At 43.0% G+C, this 20,601-nt stretch carries 26 protein-coding genes and 1 tRNA gene; 12 read left to right on the top strand and 15 right to left on the bottom strand.

From position 1 onward, the window contains the following. Positions 1-3: 3 nt before the first annotated feature. The 8 genes from flgG to ELZ11_RS11630 all read right to left on the bottom strand — a co-directional run bounded on the left by flgG (position 4) and on the right by ELZ11_RS11630 (position 6,718). Positions 4-792 carry a flagellar basal-body rod protein FlgG gene (flgG, locus tag ELZ11_RS11665; RefSeq protein WP_137357589.1) on the bottom strand — a complete coding sequence of 263 codons (789 nt, stop codon included), beginning with the start codon at positions 790-792 and terminating at the stop codon, positions 4-6. Between the two features lie 22 nt (positions 793-814). Then, positions 815-1,564: a flagellar basal body rod protein FlgF gene (locus tag ELZ11_RS11660; protein WP_137357588.1), complete on the bottom strand. Its 750-nt coding sequence runs from the start codon at positions 1,562-1,564 to the stop codon at positions 815-817. Positions 1,565-1,826: 262 nt separating this feature from the next. Then, complete coding sequence (gene flgE, locus ELZ11_RS11655) at positions 1,827-3,131, bottom strand: flagellar hook protein FlgE (protein ID WP_137357587.1); 1,305 nt, start codon at positions 3,129-3,131, stop codon at positions 1,827-1,829. 45 nt (positions 3,132-3,176) lie between these two features. Further along, the gene (flgD, locus tag ELZ11_RS11650) at positions 3,177-3,884 is read right to left on the bottom strand and encodes a flagellar hook assembly protein FlgD (protein WP_137357586.1); all 708 of its coding nucleotides are present in this window, start codon (positions 3,882-3,884) and stop codon (positions 3,177-3,179) included. A gap of 17 nt (positions 3,885-3,901) precedes the next feature. After that, the gene (gene flgC / locus ELZ11_RS11645; protein ID WP_137357585.1) at positions 3,902-4,318 is read right to left on the bottom strand and encodes a flagellar basal body rod protein FlgC; all 417 of its coding nucleotides are present in this window, start codon (positions 4,316-4,318) and stop codon (positions 3,902-3,904) included. A 4-nt stretch (positions 4,319-4,322) separates the two neighbouring features. Beyond that, entirely contained in the window at positions 4,323-4,718 is a 396-nt protein-coding gene (flgB, locus tag ELZ11_RS11640; RefSeq protein WP_137357584.1) for a flagellar basal body rod protein FlgB, read from the bottom strand. A gap of 234 nt (positions 4,719-4,952) precedes the next feature. Then, positions 4,953-5,780, bottom strand: a complete 828-nt coding sequence (locus tag ELZ11_RS11635; protein WP_137357583.1) for a protein-glutamate O-methyltransferase — start codon at positions 5,778-5,780, stop codon at positions 4,953-4,955. Between the two features lie 11 nt (positions 5,781-5,791). After that, complete coding sequence (locus ELZ11_RS11630; protein WP_137357582.1) at positions 5,792-6,718, bottom strand: chemotaxis protein CheV; 927 nt, start codon at positions 6,716-6,718, stop codon at positions 5,792-5,794. A 79-nt stretch (positions 6,719-6,797) separates the two neighbouring features. Between ELZ11_RS11630 and flgA the strand changes: the two genes are divergently transcribed. The 3 genes from flgA (at position 6,798) to ELZ11_RS11615 (ending at position 8,496) form a co-directional block, all read left to right on the top strand. Further along, the gene (gene flgA / locus ELZ11_RS11625) at positions 6,798-7,541 is read left to right on the top strand and encodes a flagellar basal body P-ring formation chaperone FlgA (RefSeq protein ID WP_137357581.1); all 744 of its coding nucleotides are present in this window, start codon (positions 6,798-6,800) and stop codon (positions 7,539-7,541) included. 177 nt (positions 7,542-7,718) lie between these two features. Beyond that, positions 7,719-8,036 (top strand): flagellar biosynthesis anti-sigma factor FlgM, encoded by a 318-nt coding sequence (gene flgM / locus ELZ11_RS11620; RefSeq protein ID WP_137357580.1) that lies wholly within the window; start codon positions 7,719-7,721, stop codon positions 8,034-8,036. Between the two features lie 34 nt (positions 8,037-8,070). Then, positions 8,071-8,496, top strand: coding sequence for a flagella synthesis protein FlgN (locus tag ELZ11_RS11615; protein WP_137357579.1), 426 nt, complete (start codon positions 8,071-8,073; stop codon positions 8,494-8,496). Between the two features lie 140 nt (positions 8,497-8,636). Here ELZ11_RS11615 and flgP read toward each other — a convergent pair whose 3' ends face one another. Next, positions 8,637-9,068: a flagellar assembly lipoprotein FlgP gene (gene flgP / locus ELZ11_RS11610; protein ID WP_137357578.1), complete on the bottom strand. Its 432-nt coding sequence runs from the start codon at positions 9,066-9,068 to the stop codon at positions 8,637-8,639. Positions 9,069-9,079: 11 nt separating this feature from the next. After that, complete coding sequence (locus tag ELZ11_RS11605; RefSeq protein ID WP_137357577.1) at positions 9,080-9,715, bottom strand: FlgO family outer membrane protein; 636 nt, start codon at positions 9,713-9,715, stop codon at positions 9,080-9,082. 185 nt (positions 9,716-9,900) lie between these two features. Here ELZ11_RS11605 and ELZ11_RS11600 point away from each other — a divergent pair, with 185 nt between their 5' ends. Beyond that, positions 9,901-11,034 (top strand): flagellar assembly protein FlgT, encoded by a 1,134-nt coding sequence (locus tag ELZ11_RS11600; protein ID WP_137357576.1) that lies wholly within the window; start codon positions 9,901-9,903, stop codon positions 11,032-11,034. Positions 11,035-11,078: 44 nt separating this feature from the next. Beyond that, positions 11,079-11,155, top strand: a tRNA-Arg gene (locus ELZ11_RS11595). Positions 11,156-11,234: 79 nt separating this feature from the next. On the opposite strand, the gene ELZ11_RS11590 is transcribed toward ELZ11_RS11595, so the two are convergent. Next, a complete protein-coding gene (locus tag ELZ11_RS11590; RefSeq protein ID WP_137357575.1) occupies positions 11,235-12,551 on the bottom strand; it encodes an amidohydrolase in 1,317 nt (438 codons plus the stop codon). A 168-nt stretch (positions 12,552-12,719) separates the two neighbouring features. Continuing rightward, complete coding sequence (locus ELZ11_RS11585) at positions 12,720-13,616, bottom strand: LysR family transcriptional regulator (RefSeq protein ID WP_137357574.1); 897 nt, start codon at positions 13,614-13,616, stop codon at positions 12,720-12,722. Positions 13,617-13,709: 93 nt separating this feature from the next. Here ELZ11_RS11585 and ELZ11_RS11580 point away from each other — a divergent pair, with 93 nt between their 5' ends. Together ELZ11_RS11580 and ELZ11_RS11575 are read left to right on the top strand one after the other, a co-directional pair. Next, entirely contained in the window at positions 13,710-14,363 is a 654-nt protein-coding gene (locus tag ELZ11_RS11580; RefSeq protein WP_137357573.1) for a hypothetical protein, read from the top strand. Between the two features lie 178 nt (positions 14,364-14,541). Continuing rightward, positions 14,542-15,048, top strand: a complete 507-nt coding sequence (locus ELZ11_RS11575; protein ID WP_137357572.1) for a Fe3+-citrate ABC transporter substrate-binding protein — start codon at positions 14,542-14,544, stop codon at positions 15,046-15,048. Positions 15,049-15,129: 81 nt separating this feature from the next. Here ELZ11_RS11575 and ELZ11_RS11570 read toward each other — a convergent pair whose 3' ends face one another. The 3 genes from ELZ11_RS11570 to ELZ11_RS11560 are packed head-to-tail and all read right to left on the bottom strand — an operon-like array spanning position 15,130 to position 17,901. Continuing rightward, the gene (locus ELZ11_RS11570; RefSeq protein WP_137357571.1) at positions 15,130-16,374 is read right to left on the bottom strand and encodes an NAD(P)/FAD-dependent oxidoreductase; all 1,245 of its coding nucleotides are present in this window, start codon (positions 16,372-16,374) and stop codon (positions 15,130-15,132) included. A gap of 44 nt (positions 16,375-16,418) precedes the next feature. Beyond that, a complete protein-coding gene (locus ELZ11_RS11565) occupies positions 16,419-17,486 on the bottom strand; it encodes a class I SAM-dependent methyltransferase (protein WP_137357570.1) in 1,068 nt (355 codons plus the stop codon). A gap of 22 nt (positions 17,487-17,508) precedes the next feature. Further along, on the bottom strand, positions 17,509-17,901 hold the full coding sequence (locus ELZ11_RS11560) for a hypothetical protein (protein ID WP_137357569.1): 393 nt from the start codon (positions 17,899-17,901) through the stop codon (positions 17,509-17,511). Positions 17,902-17,972: 71 nt separating this feature from the next. Here ELZ11_RS11560 and ELZ11_RS11555 point away from each other — a divergent pair, with 71 nt between their 5' ends. From ELZ11_RS11555 to ELZ11_RS11535, 5 genes are read left to right on the top strand one after another with little or no spacing between them, the layout of a single operon-like run. Further along, entirely contained in the window at positions 17,973-18,728 is a 756-nt protein-coding gene (locus ELZ11_RS11555) for a beta-ketoacyl synthase chain length factor (RefSeq protein WP_137357568.1), read from the top strand. Continuing rightward, on the top strand, positions 18,721-19,479 hold the full coding sequence (locus ELZ11_RS11550; protein WP_137357950.1) for a lysophospholipid acyltransferase family protein: 759 nt from the start codon (positions 18,721-18,723) through the stop codon (positions 19,477-19,479). The genes ELZ11_RS11555 and ELZ11_RS11550 overlap by 8 nt, the downstream gene beginning before the upstream one ends. Before the next feature lie 32 nt (positions 19,480-19,511). After that, positions 19,512-19,772, top strand: a complete 261-nt coding sequence (locus ELZ11_RS11545; RefSeq protein ID WP_137357567.1) for a phosphopantetheine-binding protein — start codon at positions 19,512-19,514, stop codon at positions 19,770-19,772. A gap of 11 nt (positions 19,773-19,783) precedes the next feature. Next, positions 19,784-20,041 carry an acyl carrier protein gene (locus ELZ11_RS11540; RefSeq protein ID WP_137357566.1) on the top strand — a complete coding sequence of 86 codons (258 nt, stop codon included), beginning with the start codon at positions 19,784-19,786 and terminating at the stop codon, positions 20,039-20,041. Next, the gene (locus ELZ11_RS11535) at positions 20,041-20,601 is read left to right on the top strand and encodes a COG4648 family protein (RefSeq protein WP_137357565.1); all 561 of its coding nucleotides are present in this window, start codon (positions 20,041-20,043) and stop codon (positions 20,599-20,601) included. The genes ELZ11_RS11540 and ELZ11_RS11535 overlap by 1 nt, the downstream gene beginning before the upstream one ends.

Below are 20,601 nucleotides of genomic sequence, written 5' to 3'. Positions count from 1 at the left end.
CGGTTATAGCTGTTGGTTAACAAAGCTCATCATCTTGTCGACAGATGAAATCACTTTTGAGTTCATTTCATAAACACGTTGCGCTTCAATCATGTTTACCAGTTCTTCTGTCACATTCACGTTCGATGTTTCTAGCATCGATTGACGAATATCACCCAAACCATCAATGCCCGGAACCCCCTCTTGAGGGTCACCACTTGCGCCAGTAGGCAAGTACAAGTTCTGACCAATAGGTTCAAGGCCGCCAGGATTCACAAAGTCAGTGATAGTAATTTGCCCTACCACTACGTTGTTTTGTTCACCACGCATACGTACCGACACTTCACCATCGTTACCGACAGTAATCGAAATCGCATCTTCTGGAATAACGATTTCAGGTTGTAATAGGTAACCTTGACCTGTCGTTACAATTGAACCATCGCCATTTAGAGTAAACTGACCGTTACGGCTATAACCAATATTTCCATCTGGCATCTCGACTTGGAAAAAGCCATCGCCTTCAATCATCATATCTAAGCTGTTGGTCGTCGTTTGAGCATTACCATGAGTGTGGACTTTTTGAGTCGCGACTACCTTTGAACCTGCACCTAACATTAAACCACTCGGTAGCTCAGTGTTTTGAGAAGACTGACCACCTGGTTGATTGATATTTTGGTAAAACAGGTCTTCAAACACTGCGCGGCTTTTCTTAAAGCCAATGGTTGAAGCATTCGCTAAGTTGTTTGAAATCGTTGAAATATTGGTTTGTTGGGCATCTAAACCAGTTTTACTTACCCATAATGCTGGATGCATAGCAATCCCCTTAAAAAATCAGTTAGCTCATACGAAGCAAAGAATCAGACGATTTGTCCATTTCTTCTGCTGTGCTCATCATTTTGACCTGCATCTCGAATTGACGTTGTAAGTCAATTAGGCTAGTCATCTCGCCTACGGCATTAACGTTACTGCCTTCGATAGCACCTGTTAACAGTTTCACAGCAGCATCTGCTTCGTATGCCTGGTTTGGATCTTTTGAACGGAATAAACCATTCGTGTCTTTAAACAGTGTCTGGTTATCTGGGCGAACAAGTTTAATTCTGCCAGCGATTTCCAACTCTTCAGCTGGAGCACCTTGTGGCAGTACTGAAATCGTACCGTCTGTACCGATTTCTACTTTGCTCAGTGGAATTGGAAGCGTAATAGGAGCATCATTGTCGCCTAGCACTAAGTGCCCACTTCCATTCGTCAATAGACCGTTTTGATCGATTTTGAGGTTGCCGTTACGCGTTAGGCCTTCTTGACCGGTTTTATCCATCACGGAAATCCAACCGTCACCTTCAACCGTTACGTCCAGATCGCGCCCAGTGGTAACAACACTGCCCTGTGAGAAATTATGGCCAGGACGTTCAGTCATACTAAACACGCGGGTTGGCATGCCTTCACCGTATGCTTGCATTGAACGAGCCTGTGCTAAATCGGCACGAAAACCGGTAGTGCTTACGTTTGCTAAGTTGTTTGCACGAAGCTGCAAAGCTTGCATATTTTGCTTTGCGCCACTCATGGCAAGAAACAGTGCACGATCCATAATTTGCTCCAAAAAATCATCTTCTAGAAGCTAGATAAGCAATAGGTGTGCCAATGTATATAAAGCGTTAGTAATCAGATAGTTGGATAGAAATTAGAGTTTATTACTGAGAAAGGAGGATAAAAATTGGAATAAGCTTGCCCTATGGCAATGTCAAGCGGCAAACACTTGCGGCAAAATCATTCATAGTACAAATAACACCGCGCTTGGCTATGTAAACAGCCAAGAGCGGTATAAACAGATAATTACAATCCGAATTCGATTAACGAATTTGAAGAATATTTTGCTGTAGTTGGTTATGTACTTCTAGAGAACGTGAGTTCGCTTGGAAGTTACGCTGAGCAGAAATTAAATCGACTAGCTCTTGAGTCATATCGATGTTCGATTGCTCTAATGAACCGTTGTTAATGCTACCGAATGAGCCCTTGTTCGATTCACCCCAGATCTTATCACCAGAGTAATTCGTAGAATCCCATTGGGTACCACCTTTCTTATCCAGACCTTGCTCATTTGGTACACGCACCAAGCCAACACGACCCAGAATCACGTTTTCACCGTTCGAGTAGGTACCTAAAACACTACCGTATTCATCAAAATCGATTTTAGTTAAGAAACCAACCGTTGCACCATCCTCATCGAACTTAGTTAGTTCAAATGGGGCTGCAAATTGAGTCGAAGAATCTAAACCAAAGTTCAGAGTTTGTGTCACATCAGCACCGTTAAGGTTTACAGGATTTGCACCCGCTCCTAAGGCTTCTGAAGTGATTGGTAGGCCGTTATTCAAACTCGCCAACGTACCATCGTTGTTAAACTTCATGGTGTGGCCAACGTGACCAGTCGCGTTTGCCGCATCACCACCAACAATATTCAGCGGCTTCTCACCTACATCATCTGTCATGGTGTAGTAAGTTTGCCAAGTATTTGGTTGCGTTGAATCTTTCAAGTAATACGTCGTTAGTTTGTACGATTGACCCATAGAGTCATAAACCGTAGAAGAAGTCGCACGGTTGAAAGTATCCGGATCTTGGTAATTGAATAACGCAGGATCTTTAAGATCGCCGTTTGCAGGAAGGTTTACACCAACATCAATATTTTCAGTCTGCTTTGGTTTACCAAATTCAGCTGGAATGTCTAGTGGCTTTGGTGCGTAAGACAATACTTCACCACTATTTGGATCCACATCGTAGCCTAAAAGAAACTCATCGTTACTGGTAACCATGTAGTTATCTTTGTTTAGGTGGAAAGCACCATTACGAGTCAGTTCATTGATCTCTGGAACCATACGGTCTTTCGCTACCGCGAAAAAGCCAGTACCACTCACTCGTAAGTCCATCGGGTTGTTCGTATAAATACTTGAACCTTCATGGAATTGTTGAGCAACTTTGTTCGCTTGAGCACCGCCACCAGCAGTGGTTTTTGCATTAGTAAACAAAGAACTAGAGTAAACATCACCAAATTCAGCACGAGACTCTTTAAAGCCAAAAGTGTTTGCGTTAGCAATGTTATTACTGGTTGTATTCAGATCTAACTGAGCGGCGGATAATCCGCTTAAAGCAATATAAGACATTCCAAAATTCTCCTAATCTAGCTAGCATATTGACTCTATAAAGAGTTACGCTTTGCCAACTTCTAGTACTTCAGCAAGTCGAACTGGCGAAGAAAAACCAGCCAGATTGAGCAGTACGTTGCCATCACCTTTGCCAAGAAGCACACTGTTCACGTTCGCATAAGTCGACACTGGGAACTCTGCACTCTCACCATCCAATAAACCCGCTGCTTTCACATTGTATTTACCGGCCGGCAATGGGTTACCGTTTTCGTCATTTCCGTCCCACTCAACACGTGTGTCACCGGCAGGTTGTGCACCAACTTCAAAAGTTCGTACTAATTGGCCAACTTCGTTCTCAACACGGACCATAAGGTTATCCATCGCTTGAGGAAGTTTGACCATTGCCGCCATTCCGGCGTTTGCCTGTTTCACACCTGCTGCACCAGGAACCAATACATCACGGCCAACCAAAGAAGATGCCTGTAATGCTTGGTTAGAAGTCATCGATGAATTCAAGCTTTCAAACTGTGTATTCATTTTTCCGATGCCGTCTACGGTCGCAAATGAAGCCATTTGCGCAATCATCTGGTCATTACTGACCGGCTTAAAAGGGTCTTGTTGAGCAAGTTGCTTGGTCAACAACGATAAGAAGTCTTCTTGATTAAGATCCTGCTTACCTGTTGTTTCATCGGGCTTCTTGTTGTCTTGAAGACTTTTAAGCTGATCAACATAGGACAAGCCGCTTTGACCAACATTATTGATTCCGGCCATATGCTACCTCCTTATCCTTATTGACCCATCTGCAGCGTACGCAGCAGCATTTGTTTGCTTGAGTCTGCAACCTGTACGTTCGTTTGATACGCACGTGAAGCAGAAATCATATTCGCCATTTCTTCCATAACATTAACGTTAGGCTTGTAGATATAGCCTTCATCATTTGCTAATGGGTGATCCGGGTTATATTCCGCACTGAGCGGCTTATCGCTTTCTACAATTCCTAATACTTTTACTGGCACCGTGTGGTCACCGTTGTAGCGCGCCTTATTTAACTCAGCACCAAACACTGCGTGGCGAGCTTTGTAAGTATCTTCAGCTGAGCTACTTACGCTGTCTGCATTTGCAAGGTTTGAAGAGGTCGTATTTAGACGAACAGACTCAGCACTCATCGCAGAACCAGTTACATTGAATACATTAAATAAGCTCATCTAATTATTCCCCTTTAATTGCTTTCGTTAAGTTCTTAAATTTACTTCCTAGGAAGTCCAGCGACGCTTGGTGTCTGATTTGGTTTTGCATAAAAAGGTTTCTTTCTAAATCCAAATCCACCGTATTGCCATCACCAGTATCAGGCTGTGTAGGGATACGATACATACTTTCCCCAGTCACATTCGTAGAGGCAGAAATGTGCCGACCATCCGTACGGCTAAGACCAATGCTTGCCCCCGAACTTGCCGCTTGCAGCGATTTCTTAAAGTCCATTCCCTTCGATTTGTACCCAGGCGTGTTTGCTTGCGCGATATTGGTGGAGATCACCTCAGCGTTGCGCTCACGTACACCAACTGTGTGCTGGTGAATGCCTAATGCATTGTCAAAAGAAATAGCCATGTAAACCTCAACTCAAGAACTGACTTTCATAAAATAATTAAAGCAATCTTCATACCAACTTTAAATACTACGGTAGATATTCAAAATTCACTTCAATTTCATAGATGCTAGCCTGCAATTTGCAAGCCAAGAATTAGAGTCGTTTGGAATGTCGCTCTTGCTTAAAGATATATCGGATTGCCTAAAAAAGAAAACCCAGCACTAGGCTGGGTTTTGAGATTGTTGTCCGATTTTTTATTTCAGTTTGTAGATGATACCTGGATTACAACGCACCATTTCAAACCTGTCGGTTAAACCAGTCAAAGATTCAGACGCCCCTAATAGAAGGTAACCACCTGGGTTTAGGCTATTCGCCATCTGGTTTAACACTTGAGACTTCATGTCGGGAGAGAAGTAAATCAATACATTTCGGCAAAAGATAATGTCGAACTTTCCTAATAGCGCGTAACTATCCATCAAATTCTGCGGTCTAAAGTTGACCATACGTTTTACATTATCTTTCACTTTCATTCGGCCATCACCCGCATCTTCAAAGAAGGTACGACGACGCTCTGGTGATAAACCTCGACCAAGGGCTAAGTTGTCATACACACCAGCACGACACATATCTAGCATACTTGCAGAAATATCCGTTGCGGTAATAGAAACGTTAGGCAACATTCCCGGCTTACGAGACTGAGTTTCCAAAATGGTCATTGCCATCGAATATGGTTCTTGACCCGAGGAACTTGCCGCTGACCAAATTTTGATTGGGCGCTTATTTGCCGCTATTTCCGGTAATAGCTTATCCGCCAGCACAGCAAACGGGTAAGTGTCTCGGAACCAAAGTGTCTCATTCGTTGTCATTGCATCTACGGCAGCAACTCGCAACTCGCGGTTTCTTCCTGTTACCACATCTCTCAGCAAGTCTGACAAAGAAGCCAATTTAAACTTGGCAACCAATGGGCTGAGTCGGCTACGTACAAGGTATTGCTTACTATCACCTAAAACGATGCCACATTGAGATTCTAAAAAACGGCTGAAATCGCGATATTCTTGATCACTTATTGTTATAGCAGTCATTAATGTCTCTTTTAGTTAGTTAAGGCAGCTTTCACTGCTGCACCAAGCTCATCTGGGTTAAATTTCGCGATGAAAGAGTTTGCTCCTACACGCTCAACCATAGCTTGGTTAAATACACCACTGAGTGAAGAGTGTAAAATTACGTACAAATCTTTAAGTTCAGCATGGCGTCTAATTTCGGCAGTTAAAGTATAACCATCCATTTCTGGCATTTCGATATCGGAAATAACCAAGGATATTTGCTCATATATACTGCCTTCAGAAGCCATCTCCATAAGCTTTTCATACGCTTCTTTACCGTCTTTAACGGCTACGACTTCAAAACCAATGGATTCAATCGCTCGCTGAACTTGCTTACGCGCCACTGTCGAGTCATCGGCTATAAGAATACGACGAACAATCTCTTTTTCAGCTTCGACTTCCGCAATAGATTCGCCGATCGACGCATCCATCGTTTCATCAACTGGAGAAATTTCGGCAAGAATTTTTTCAACATCTAGAATTTCGACCAATTCATTATCGATGTTCGTGACGGCCGTTAAGTAATTTTCTTTACCAGAGCCATCAGGTGGCGGCAGAATGGCTTCCCAGTGCATATTGACGATTCGGTCTACTGAACTCACTAAGAAAGCTTGTATGGTTCGGTTGAACTCAGCGATAACAACAAAACATTTGTCAATATCAGTCGTTGCACGCCCACCAACAGCTAAACTTAAATCAATGACTGATACTGTCTGTCCTCGGATATGAGCCACCCCTTTTACCAAGTGGTGCAAATTTGGCATTAGAGTCAATTTAGGACACTGTAATACTTCTTTTACTTTAAAAACGTTGATGCCGTAGCGCTGACGCCCCATTAGGCGAAAGGTTAATAATTCTAATCGGTTTTGACCGACGAGTTGCGTACGCTGATTCACTGAATCAAGAATACCCGACATAAGCTCATCTCCATATCAAACTTTTATGAGAAAAAGTGTTAGTCTACTACAGGCTACGAACCACCAGAGAAACAGAACGATGTATTATAATTCATCTCTACATCTTTTTTCCATATCTAAGTGTAGAGCTTTCTATAAAACTTTTGCTAAGTCTATCGGCATTTTAGCAATTTTGTTTAGTTTTTTTGCTCAAGCGGCCACGCCTGAGCAAGTTGATGTGATCCGTGCCGCTGCTGAAGAACATATTCTAAATACTATAGAACAACCTGTTGGTGGTGAATTAGCCATAACTGCCGCAAATATTGATTCTCGAATTAAAGCGACCGACTGCCCTATCCCACTCGAAACCAGCGCATCCAGCACCAACGGTTCAAGAAGTAGCATAACCGTGTTGGTTCAATGCATACCCGATGAGTGGCGTGTATACGTCCCTGTTCGCTTATCTATGTCCGTTCCTTTGGTCACCGCCAACCGCTCCATCGTGCGCGGAGAAATGATCGGGGCCCATGATGTTTCTATGGCGATGATCGAACTCAAACGTTTTCGCCGTGAAGGCTTTTCGCTTCCTGAACAAGTGGTCGGGGCCAAAGCGAAAAAGAATATTCGCCCTGGGAGCGTCATTGAAAGAGGCGATGTTTGCGTCGTGTGCCGCAATGAAAAGGTCGTGATACAAGCCGTCAAAGGTGGGATGACTATCACAACTAAGGGGACCGCTCTGACCGATGGTTCAGCCGGAGACCAAGTTAGAGTGAAAAATGACAAGTCTCAGCGTATAATTGAAGGAATAGTAACGGGGATTTCAGAAGTTACTGTGTATTTTTAGTCAGCCTTTAAACCATATTCTGTGTGACATTGAGTTTTTACTGGATACGCCACTGTATTTGAATGGTGTTTTATTAGGCTCTTTGGTTGAATATTTAGCTAAAAAAAGACTAAAGTATTCGAACCTTAAGTCGATATCGACTGTACAGGTTCCCATTTTTGTAGAAAAGGCTCTTATATGGCAGGCATTGATAACATACGTTCAGGACAAACACTAACGACTACAAGTCGAAGTCCTTCACGTGCCGACTCTAATACACAAACCACTAGTTCGGACACCGCAGCCAAATCCCCAAGTAACAAAGATGCAGTGTCTCTAAGTCAACAGGGCAAAGCGATTGGTCAGCTACATCAAGATATGGCTTCGCAGCCAAGCTTTGACAGCGCAAAAGTTGCCGCTATCAAAGAAGCAATCGCAAACGGTTCATATACCGTTGACCCAGAAAAGCTAGCTGACAACATGATCAAGTTCGAAGACGAGCTTAAAGGCCTTTAAGGCTCATAGAAATTAGTAGTAAGCAGGTTTAGTTATGGCCGCGTTAGTCGATTTAGTTAACTTCCAACTTCAAAATGCTCAGTCATTAGCTGAACTATTAGAGTCAGAGAAGTTTGCGATCACTAGCCGAAATTCAGCGGACATTGAAAAACTGGCCCAAGAAAAAATGGGACTGGTTAACCAACTCAACCAAACTGACCAACGGATTGCTGCACATTCAAATGTGGCAGAGCTATCCGAGAATCCAGAATTAAAAGCTATCGTGGCACAGATACAATCGATTGTGCACGATTGCCAGCAAGCGAACTTAGTTAATGGTGAAGCGCTAAGCCGCGCGCAATTAAGCTTTAACAAGCTCAATAATATGATGCAGCAAAGCCACGGTAAAATTGGGATGACCTACAATGCAGGCGGTCAAACCCATACGGTTTCAACATTAGGTACAAACATCAAGGCTTAAGTGCCAGAGCCAAGCTCTAAACCTGAATACAAAAATGAACTCATAAAAAAACGGCAAAGTATGTAGATACTTTGCCGCTTTTTTATATCTAGGCTTAAGGCACTATCTGGAAAACACCTTAAACCAATCAGTAGGAAGCATTAGAATAAAGTTTGCTGCCTTTTCTCTGGCACTTGCTGTACTTCACCGTAGTCACGCAGCTTTTCCATTTTCTTAATATCAAGCTGGAGCTCAGTGACATAACTATCACCAACTGGGTAGCTACGCACCACTTCTGCACCACGAATCACACCATCAACAGCTCCAGAAGTCAGCTCTGTTCCAAGGCGTTGATCTTCAAGCGCAGCACGCCCACTGACTCGCATACCGTAGACTTGCTCAGCGAGTTCTCTATAAGCATCAATCTTGGAAGCTCGCATTGCACGAATACGCTTTTCTTCATCATTTCGACCAGACTGCTCGCTAATACTTGCATAGCCTACCGCCACTAAAAAGTCATCCGAACGCATACTTTGTAGTGGCTGACAGCCTACTAATAACAAGGCGGCTAAAACAAATATTACCTTCTTCATGTGACAAGCTCCTAAGGGCGAAGAATAACTGTGTATGGTTGTGTTAGTGTTGGGTCTGAACGAATAATAACGCCATCTTGAGTTCGAATGCTATTCAATGTATCCAAATCTCGACCTATACGATCTGCTGGTAGGAAACCTTGTGCGGTTGCGACCACTACCCGAGTTTGCATACCCACAACACGAGCGTTAACCAAAACACCGCCTTCTTGACGAAGCATAGTACCGGTTAGTACGTATTGTACATCTTGCTCTTGTGCAAGATCTTTCCAATCACGGCTCAAGGCAAAGTCACCTTGATTAGTCACTTGAATTGATCCTGTCGTTTTAAAGTCGACCACTTTAAATCCACGGCGTTGAAACTGATGGATAAAGCCTTCTGAAACCGAATTCCCTAACCAGTTAGTCGCATCCATGTTTTGTAGATCGACAAAAGAGGTGATCGCGATCGGAGTACGAGCCGACACGCTGGTATTCGATAAAATCAGGTCTTCCGTCATGCTTTCCACAAAGAAGTCCATGGTATGACGAGGGCTGTCCATTAACATAAATTGGCTGCCCGAGTACTCAGACTTACCATTATAGATGGGTGAGTATGCGCATGACGTAAGTAACATCATGGTCACCACAACAAACCATTTTTTCATTGTACTAATCTCCAGATAGTATTTAGTGCTAACCCAGTGCCAACTTGTTCTCTACATTAGAGTCTCTAGTGGATTACAATGTTGGAACGGTCTTTGCTTTTCATTACTTGTCGATATAAAGAAAAACAACACCAAAATCAGCTTACAAAACATAAGCAATATTTATACCCAACTGGTAACAACTAATGAAAAAAATATTTTCTATTTTATTTTCAATCACTTTAATGACATTCGCATCCTTCAATGTGAAAGCATCTTGGTATGAGGTTACCGGAGTTGCCGCTATTGTTTCATCGGAAAAGACCGCTCGATTGCACGCTCTAGAAGACGCGTTATATAAGGCTGTTCAATTTTCTGGCGCCGATATCGGTAGTATCAGTAATATAATGCCGCTGCTTGAAGATGAGAGAGAAGAGTACCAATTCACCAACCACGAAGTTCGCTACATATTGATAGAAGAACAAAAAACCCGTGGCGGCAATATGCAGATCAAAGCAAGGATCGATATCTACCCTTCGGCAAATGGTTGCCATGTGAACCAATACAAAAAGACATTTTTAGTCGGCAACATCGATATTGCCTCTCCTCAACAGGCGGTCATGGGTCGAATCTATAAGCTAGGTGACGACTTTAGCCATGTGGTTAACCGTCAACTTTCGCAAGAATCTCGTAGCTTTGTCTCTGTTGGTACAACCGATTATGAAATCAACAAACGCCAACCTGAAATCTTGAAAATGATCGCTCAAGACACCGGCGCACAATACATTATCGGTGGTGTCATCACCGATTTAACCGCTACAGTGGAAAGCAAACTATTGCGAGACGACATCATAAACCGCCAGTTTGCGTTGGAAATGCAGGTCTTTGATGGCAAAACTGGCCACGAAGTGTATAACCGTGCTTACCGAGAAGTCGCGAAGTGGCCATTTCCGAAAACCAGTGAAGTCGACACTCGTAGTGCACGTTTCTGGGCATCCACATACGGCAGCATGATGTTGCGTGTCAGCCGTAACATCATGCTCGATTTAGAATCTCAAGTATCATGTAAAATTACACTACCAGAAGTATCGGCTGTATTCGGTAATACGATTACGATGAGCCTTGGCCGCACCCATGGCGTAAAAGAAGGCGACAAATTGCAACTGTGGCACACAGGTTCATTCATCGATCAAAATGGCCTGCCACGCAATAAAGTCTCTCAGAGTGAAATGATCCTTACGGTTTCTCGTGTCTACGAAAACGAAGCCGAATTAACCGTGGATAAACCAAACCTGGCAGGCAGTATCCAGATTGGTGATGTGATGCATAAGATTATGTAACGGGTGTATTTATTTTCTTAATGAATTCAGTATTATGAAAATATGCTCCCGTGGCACAGCTGGATAGCGCGGCCCCCTCCTAAGGGGCAGGTCACAGGTTCGAATCCTGTCGGGAGCGCCAAATCAACAAAGGCTTAGAGTCGCACTCTAAGCCTTTTCTTTTATTCAGTTCTAATTATGCCAAGTGCATTATCACGCTGCTAATCAAGAAACTCTAACACCACTGAGGTTAAAGCTGCTGTTCCAGTTGGGATACTCCCCTGCTCAACCACAAATTTAGGGTTGTGATTAATGTATTCAGGTAGAGCCCCTTCGTTTATAAAATCATCCCACACTTGCTGCTTTGCCGCGCCCACTTCAACATAGACAATTGGCACTTCAGGGAATGGATGAGACAACATATGAAAATCTTCAGAGCCCATAACGGGTGGGAACCCTGCCATTACATTACCTTCACCAATCGCCGATTTCATTGCATTTTCAGCAACTTCACTTTCCGCTACAGGGTTAATCACTGGAGTAGAGTACCCTTTCATTTCGTAGCTCGGCATTTGATTCTCTGGCATGCCATACATGCGGGCAACGTTGTCCGTGACCTGTTTAATACCTTGCAACATCGCGTCCCGCTCTTCCGTTCGGTACCAACGTAAGTTGAGCTTCAATGTCGCTGAATCTGGAATAATATTGTTCTCAGAGCCGGTCTCAATTGCGCCTACCGTAAGTACTGCTGGCTGGCTTTGATCTGTCATTCTAGAGACCACTGTTTGATAACCAATCACCGACATTGCCGCCATCACCACTGGGTCTTTAGATGCGTGTGGCGTTGAGCCATGCCCTCCCACGCCTTGAATCGTAACATCGATTTGATCGGTACCTGCCATTCTACGGCCATCACTAATCGCAACTGACCCTTCAGGTATTACTGGGTGCGTATGACCAGCAATCAAGATATCTGGCACAGGAACTCGATCGTACAAGCCATCATCAACCATGGCCGTCGCCCCCATGATCATCTCTTCTGCTGGCTGTGCGACTAATACTACAGTGCCCTTCCACTCATCTTTTCGATCCACCAGCTGCTTTGCCATACCAATCAACCAAGTGGTGTGTGCGTCATGACCACAAGCGTGCATCGCCCAGACATCATTGCCAAATCTGTCTTTGCTTGGAGATTTAGGGCTGTACGCGAGAGCAGTTTGCTCTTTTATGGGTAACGCATCCATGTCTGCACGAAACATGACAACAGGACCATCACCATTTTTCATGACACCAGCCACCCCGGTTCGAGCAATGCCTTCATGAACTTCAAATCCTAGCGCTGTTAATTCACTAGCAACCAGCTCTGCAGTTTTAAACTCCATAAAACCGATCTCAGGGTTCGCGTGGATCCCCTCAAATATTTCGACCAAGCGCGGGCTATCTTGCTGTACTGATTCCATTAGAGATTGCTCTGCCGTAAATCCTGTATGGCTGTACAAACCAAGAGAAACAACTAGTGCAATAAGTGATTTCTTCATAAATAAACCTCATTCTAATGATCCGAGAAAGTGCGGAGATCGCCCGGTGCTAATACACATACTGAACGATTGACTCGCTATACCGATAATATAGAGCAAAGATTCAAACAGAATAAATCACATATGATGGATTAGATCCTCATGTTGATGGTGGGAAATAGAATAGGATTAGCGTTCGTATTCCCTGGAAGAAGCCGCCAGCAAATCAATCATGCAACGTCTAACCGGGCCGCTATTAGCATGATTCATGTATAAAATGGATAACGGAAACTTAGGTAACGTATTAAGCTCAACCACCTCAACTTCAACTAGCTCACCATTTTTCAGCTCCCTCTCCACCGCATGCGCTGGCACCACAGCCCAGCCTTCTTCGATTTTCAATAGTTCCAATAAAATATTCATGTTTTCAATGCGCTGCACATCAAGCGACACCGTCATAATGTCTTCAATGTTGGCGTACAAATAATCTTCAAGGAACAACTGTCTATAACTTTTCAGGTCCTTTAAACGCAGCTTACTTACCTCATCTTTGAAAAAATTGGGATGAGCAACCACCTTAAAAGGCATGTTAATCAAATAAACATTATCTCTTGGGCTTATAGAATTACTGTGATGGTGTAAAACGATACCTATATCAGCCTCGCCACTTTCTAAAGCATTTTTGACTTCTTGGTTACTACGATGCAACCAGTGGATATTCACATTTGGGAATTGAGCACGAACGCCACGCATAGCATCTCGAATCATCCCGACAGGCATGAGATCGGTGTGATAAACCGTCAAATTACTTTCGATGCCCGACTCAATGCTTTGGCATAAAGTACTAAAAGCTATCGTGCTATCAGACAAGCTTTTGGCATGCTTATAAAGCGCCTTTCCATGTTCAGTCAAACGTGGGGATTTACCGCTGCGATCAAACAGCGTCATGTTCACTTCAATTTCAAGATTGCTGATCACCTGCCCAAGCGTTGTTCTGTGTCTATCCAGCTTTCTTGCAGCTGAGCTAAAAGACCCCGCTTCTACCACCGCAACAAAGGTTCTTATCTGTTCATAGCTGATGTTCATGTGAGGATTCAACCCTACATTAATGATTTAGAAATGAGATTATTCAATGCCATATTCCGTGTCGAGAAATTCCCCCTTAAAGAGTGACCCAACATGAAGAAAACCCTAGCCGTAGCTTTGGCTCTGTTCACCACTTCCGCTCAATCCACCGATCATTTACTTGAATTCAAATTTGAGAAACGAGGACAGAATTTCGAGCGACACTTCGCAGAACTGCATAGCGCCTGGGGTAAAGTGGGGAGCGGCATATTAAACACAACGTTAGAGCTCAATGGCACTACGACTAAATTGGGCACCACCACAAACATTCACCCTGGACTTACCTATCTAGTACCGATAACAGAGAACTGGCTAATGGGCATTGCTGCCAAATACAATTACGTGGTCAACAAGAGTGACGCGTTAAAAGCTGGCGTAGGCTGGGCTTATCTGGGGGTTGAAAGCATCGATATTGCCGGCCAAGTTCGACTCGACCATCAACTTGGTGACAATGGCTTCGATTTAATCAGAACTGATCTCATAACAGGACTCCCACTCAGCGATGAGTTCACCCTAACAGCAACCTCGACCAACATGAACCCTATAGAGGGAGGCTTCAAGTCTTGGCAAGAATATGAGTTGGAATTTAAATATACCGATATAGCAACTTTCGAACCTTACCTTGCGACCACAATAACTACCGATGATGACCCACTTGGTAAAGGGGAAAACGCCATTATTTTTGGATTTTATATTCCATTCAACTAACTGAATTTAGCGGGATATTAAAGCGCAGTTGACAAAGCACTGACCTTCCTCTGGCTTTGCTATAAAGCAATTTTGGAGGTGAAAGCTATACTTAATAATCATAAACACAATAAGTGTCCTTTCGGTTTTTGATGATTTGTCGTAACCTGCTATTAATACAATTGTTAGTTAATAAGATATGAGCCAAAACAACTTGATCGGCAGTACTGGCCACCGATTTATCTCTAAAGGCAAAACCGCCTTCAAAATTCATATTCATACCCCCGATGATACCGTACTTCATCGCTCAGTGGGCTTTGTCCGTATGGGTGAAGAAAAAGCACTGAAGAAAGCACTCAAAATGCGGAATGAATTAGGGAAAGAGATGTGGGGGAAATTTTGGAATCGGGTACTCAAAGACCCATACCTAATGACTCGCCTTCCTCATAGTTTAGAGCCAAAAGTTGTCTTTAAGCCTAACCCAACATTGACCGATCCTGAGCATCGAGACGAATGCTACATCGCGAAGTGGCGTGTCTTCACTGAAGATGGGAAATACCGCTACAAAACCAAAGTCTGTTCAATCAAAAAACATGGCAAACTGGCAGCTTACTCTCAAACTAAACGCGCGTTACTTGAAGCATACAAAGACAGCATCGACCTACTTATATTTATGGGCCGATTAAATAGTATTGATCTGAAATAGCGATTGTTCTGAGGTAACTATTGAGCTGAAGATACAAGCCCATCTAAAACGAAAAATAGCCGAATCATCGGCTATTTTTTCTTATCCTGCGCGGCAAATTTCAGCCAAAGTGGCTAAACGGCGACGCGATTCTTTCACGTAGGGGTTGGTTTGATCCCATGCATAACCAGCCAGAATCGAGCACACCATCTGCTTAATTTTTGGATTAGGATCCGAGTAAAAAATCACGTCTTGTAGCTCCCCTGAATACCATCCTTCAACATAAGTTCTGAATGTATCCACTCCAACCATTAAAGGCTTAGCATACTCTTCTTGCCAATCGACATTGTCGCCCGATAGCTGCTTCACCACACAGTTCACAGCCAGCTCTGACGACTTCATTGCAATTGTCACCCCCGAAGAGAAAACCGGGTCTAAAAATTCCCCGGCATTGCCTAGTAAGGCGTAGCGCCTTGTCGCGAGATGTTTCACATTCGCTGAATAGCCGCCAATCTCACCGACAGGGTTATTGTATTTCGCATTCTTCAACACTTCGGCAAGCCCTGGCTCTTCAGCCGCCAACTGTTTCAACGCTTCTAAGTTATCCAAAGGGTAGTGTTCGAAATATTCAGGTTCCCCAACTGCGCCAAAAGATGCCGTACCGTTGCTAAACGGGATCAACCAATACCAAACATTGGGGTTATCAGGATGAACAGAAATCAAGATCTTGTCTCTGTCATACGGGACATCAATGGTTTCACAATCAATGTTATCCGTTACATGAGTAAAAAGCGCTTTTCTTGGTGGCAAGCAAGAAGGCTCTTCAAGTTGTAGCATTCGTGGTAATACCCGTGCAAAGCCACTGGCATCCAGTACATACTCCGCTTCGATACGATAATCTTCGCCCCCTTCTACACTAACGTCCAACAAGGTATGAGTATCTAAAAATGAGATCGCTTTCAGTTCATGTTGATAGCGAATATCGACACCTTGTCGACTTGCCTCATCGGCTAATACTTTATCAAACGATCCACGCTGAACCTGAAAAGTCGTGCCAGGGCCAATCGAGAATTTATCTTGAAAATCAAAGGTGGTATACACACCTCGTTTACGAAAGGTAGCACCGTCTTTATATTGGAACTCAGCTTGATTCACTGCCTGAGTCATACCAGCCTTTTCTAACACTTCCATGCAGGCAGGTAGCAAGCTTTCACCAATAGAAAAACGGGGAAATAGGCTCTTCTCAATGACTCGGACTTTAATCCCTTGCGCGTGTAATAAAGCCGCGGCAACCGACCCTGAAGGGCCTGCACCAATAACCACTACTTGTGTTGAAATTGTCTTCATACTTTCTTCTTAAATACTGAGATAACCCACTCAACCAGCTGTTTTTAGACAGCTTTTAGCTCAAGTAAAGTGTGTCCTAGGCCAATATTGTCGGTACGAGTTGTTACTTCAAAGCCTGCTTCTGCCACTATTTCGAGGAAGTCTTCACTACGATAAAAACGGCTGTTGCCATTAGCTAAACAAGTAAAATACAAAGACGTGGCATTTAAACTATATTCTGCAGCTTCGTATTTTTGCGCATCCCAAAATAGCTCTAATATGTACACTCGATCTTCTGGTGTTACATTAGCTCGAACACGCTTAAGAATACTTAGAATTTCCATCGGTGAAAAACAGTCTAAGAATTGGCTCATCCACCAAACATCCGCCTGTATTGGGAGTGCTTGCTGTTTATCAAGCATGTTTGCAGGGAAAGGATGAACTCGATGCTCGAAACCATGCTCTGAGGCATTCTTCATTGCCATCTCAAGTTGCTGAGGCAAATCGACAATCGTGATTTCCACCTCCGCGTTATGTTTACAGCATTGCATCGCCCACTTTCCGGTATTACCGCCAATATCAACGATCGTTTTCGGCTGATGTTTAAAGATGGTTTCCAGTAGAACGGGAAAAGAGCGATCTGAATAGAAATGATCAAACTTAAACCAACTCTGTTTGGCCTGCTCTGGAAGTTGAGATAGCCCTTGATAAATGGTTTCCCATTCACCGAGCTCCTTTAAACCCGCGGGCACACCTTTTTCAATGGATTCTGTCAAATGCATCATTGCGGCGTAGCAAACGTCCGCAGTGAAATCCATATTGGCATTAGTCATACCGTCATGAAGTAAGAAATACCCTAGGTTAGCCAAGCGATAATTCGGACGGTTCCATAATACGATATTGGCACTAATGGCCATATCAAGCAGGACTTTAACGCCGTACTCCGATACACCAGTGCGTTGAGCAATGTCACTAGCTTCAAGCCCCGTATCACCAGCACAATCAAGCGCCTCTAGGATTTTTAAATCACGTAACGTTCTCGCGGTATGAAAAACAATAGGCGCAAAAGATAACTTTTGCGCCTCTGTTTTCGCGTCTAAAGCATTAAATGGATCAATATTATGTTGAGACACAAATAACCTATATGTTAATTATTTATTGGCTAGCGGAAAGTTTGGCTAGTTTGTTTTTAATATCAGTATTTAAATTGTTAATCCAGCGATTGTAGTTTCGGTGAATATTTCCATCGCTATATTTTAAGTTATCTGATTCAACATATTGTATTGAATAAAATTTGTCAGAATACGGAATCTCAATTACCGCATGATGACTCCTAACAAATAACTCAGCACGAAGTAAACCAGGTTTAACTTCACTCACTAACCAATCACGATTTGTTGCAGCTTCATATATTGCTGATTTCACTTGTTTACTTTGAAGATTATAAGCAACTGGAGTATCCTCAATATTCATCACAGGTTGCACTCGACCACAACCCGCGAGAAGCAATATAAACGCTAGTGATATCGCTACTTTAATGTGTTTCATATATATCCCTCAATTTGAACTATGTATAACGCTGTAAGTATTTAGTTAGACTCAAATTAAATCAATATCCTATGTCAAATCACACACATTTATTCACCTTCAATATCGAAAGTTGGACAGCCTGTGCGTTAGGTTTAACCGAACCGCAACATTGGAAAGAATGGGCGCAACATATTACTTGGTCAACCGAAGGTAAAATTGACGCGAGCGAGCTCCCTGCGATGATGCGTCGCCGTATGAGTGTGCAAAGTAAATTATCTGTGCAAGCTGCTTTACGTGTGATTAAAAATCAAGAAATCGATTACTTAGTATTTTCTAGCCGTCACGGTGAGCTGCACCGCACTGCCACGTTAATCGAATCGATATTACAAGGTGAAGATGCTTCACCTATGGCTTTTGCACAATCAGTTCACAATACCGCTGCAGGGTTAACGACGATTGCGAGTAAACAGTCTATCCCTCTCACATCTATTGCCGCCGGTGAAGATACATTCCACAACGCGCTACTTGACGCTTTGTTGTATCTTGATGAAAACCCGAATAAAAAAGTTTTACTGGTCGACTTTGATCAGCCCCTGCCAAGTGTCTATCAACAATATGAATCCAATGATTTTTCTGATTACGCTCTAGCAATCGTACTATCTCAGGGAGAGCAGTATTCACTCGCTCGCTCTACTCACCAAGATAACACGCCAGATGTTCAGGCAGCTAACCCTTCATTGACTCAAGGTTTGCTGTGTTTACAACGCATCATCAATAATGATGCAGCGTGGTCTATCGAAGGCTTGGGCCAAACTTGGCACTGGAACAAACACCATGATGCTTAAGTTAAACCAATACTGGCGCATTTTTGCCACAGGTTTATGCTTCAGTATCTTCGGGCTTGGTGGCCTAACATTAAGCTTCATCATAATTCCGTTACTCGCACTGACCAATAAGCCCGGAGTGCAAACTGAGCTTAAAGTGCAGCGCTTAATTCAAATTACCTTTGACTGGTTCTGCAAGATTATGAAGTTTACCGGTGCGATTGACTACAAAATCACGGGGGCAGGGCTATTACGTGAAAATAAAGGTTGTTTAATAGTAGCGAACCACCCTAGCCTAATAGATTACGTGTTAATTGCTTCTCAGTTACCGCAATGCGATTGCTTAGTAAAAGCGTCTATTTGGTCGAATCCTTTTATGAAAAGAATTGTTCAAGCGGCAGGATATATCCCAAATAATGATCCCGACGATTTAATGTCACGCTGCGAAGAACGCTTTAATAAAGGGAATGTATTATTAGTATTTCCTGAAGGTACCCGCACAACACCCGGTATTAAACCAAGCCTTCAACGAGGTGCAGCACAAATTGCCACACGAACTTCTACTGATTTAAGAGTTGTAAATATAACCGTTTCGCCCAGTTTTCTCACAAAAGAGAAAAAATGGTACCAAGTACCAAAAACGAAACCCTTTTTTCATATCGAAGTGAAAGGTAATATAGAGGTTGAGCCCTTTATTGAGCAATCCAATAATTTAACCAGTGCAGCAAGGCGCTTAAATCGTCATTTATCTCAGGTTATTTTTTCAGAATGATTGCCGGAATATAAAATTATAAGTAGGTCATAGTGGACACATTACATAACGAGTTAAAACAATTAATCATAGATGCATTAAATTTAGAAGATATCTCTATTGATGAAATTGAAACTGAAGCACCACTTTTTGGTGATGGCCTTGGGTTAGATTCCATTGATGCTTTAGAGTTAGGTTTAGCGATCAAGAAGAAATACAACATTGTCATTGATGCTGATGATTCAAATACTCGTGAGCATTTTGCCTCTGTCGCAAATTTAGCTAACTACATCTCTTCGCAAACCAGCAAATAGAAAGAATTGTTATGACCGCAGTAAATAAACAAGAAGTATTCACTCAAGTACAAGATGCTCTGGTTGAATTGTTTGAATTAGATGCAGAAGACATCACCCCAGAAGCGCATCTTTATCAAGACTTAGATCTAGACAGTATTGATGCCGTCGACTTAGTGGTTCACCTGCAAAATGTAACAGGTAAGAAAATCAAACCTGACGAATTCAAAGCAGTACGCACTGTAGATGACGTGGTCGAATCTGTAGTTGAATTATTGAAGGACGCTTAATGCGACGTCTGCTGGCCGCATTGTCAGCTCTAGTCCTTGTGGCCTATCCCCTTGCCGTCTATTTCGGTATCAATAGGTTTGGGCTACAAACCGTTGGATTATTGTTGGCTGCGATTTTTGCAGTGCGGATCTTTGCAGGGTCACAAGCCAAAATTAAAGAGCTTAAACAATTAGCTTGGATTAGTGGCAGCGCGGGCATCTTATTATTGTTGCTTGGCGTCACCTTTAAACAGCATGGTTGGCTCACGTATTACCCAGTCGTAGTGAGTCTGTGCATGTTGACGGTATTTGCTTTAAGCCTAAAACAACCACAAACCATCATCGAGCGTTTAGCCCGTTTACAGGAACCAGACTTACCCGAAAGCGGGGTTCGTTATACAAGAAAAGTCACCAAAGTATGGTGTGCATTTTTCATTATTAATGCCTCTATCGCTTTCTATACCTGCTTTCAGTCATTAGAGATTTGGACTCTTTTTAACGGATTAATTAGTTACTTACTTGCTGGTTCACTCTTTGTCATTGAATGGCTTGTTAGGCAAAAAATACGTCAAAGCGAATAA

It is taken from the genome of Vibrio profundi (assembly GCF_005281835.1).
Classification (GTDB): Bacteria; Pseudomonadota; Gammaproteobacteria; order Enterobacterales; family Vibrionaceae; genus Vibrio; species Vibrio profundi.
The sequence above is the reverse complement of the archived record's forward strand: the minus strand, read 5'-3'. Positions and strand labels throughout refer to the sequence as shown.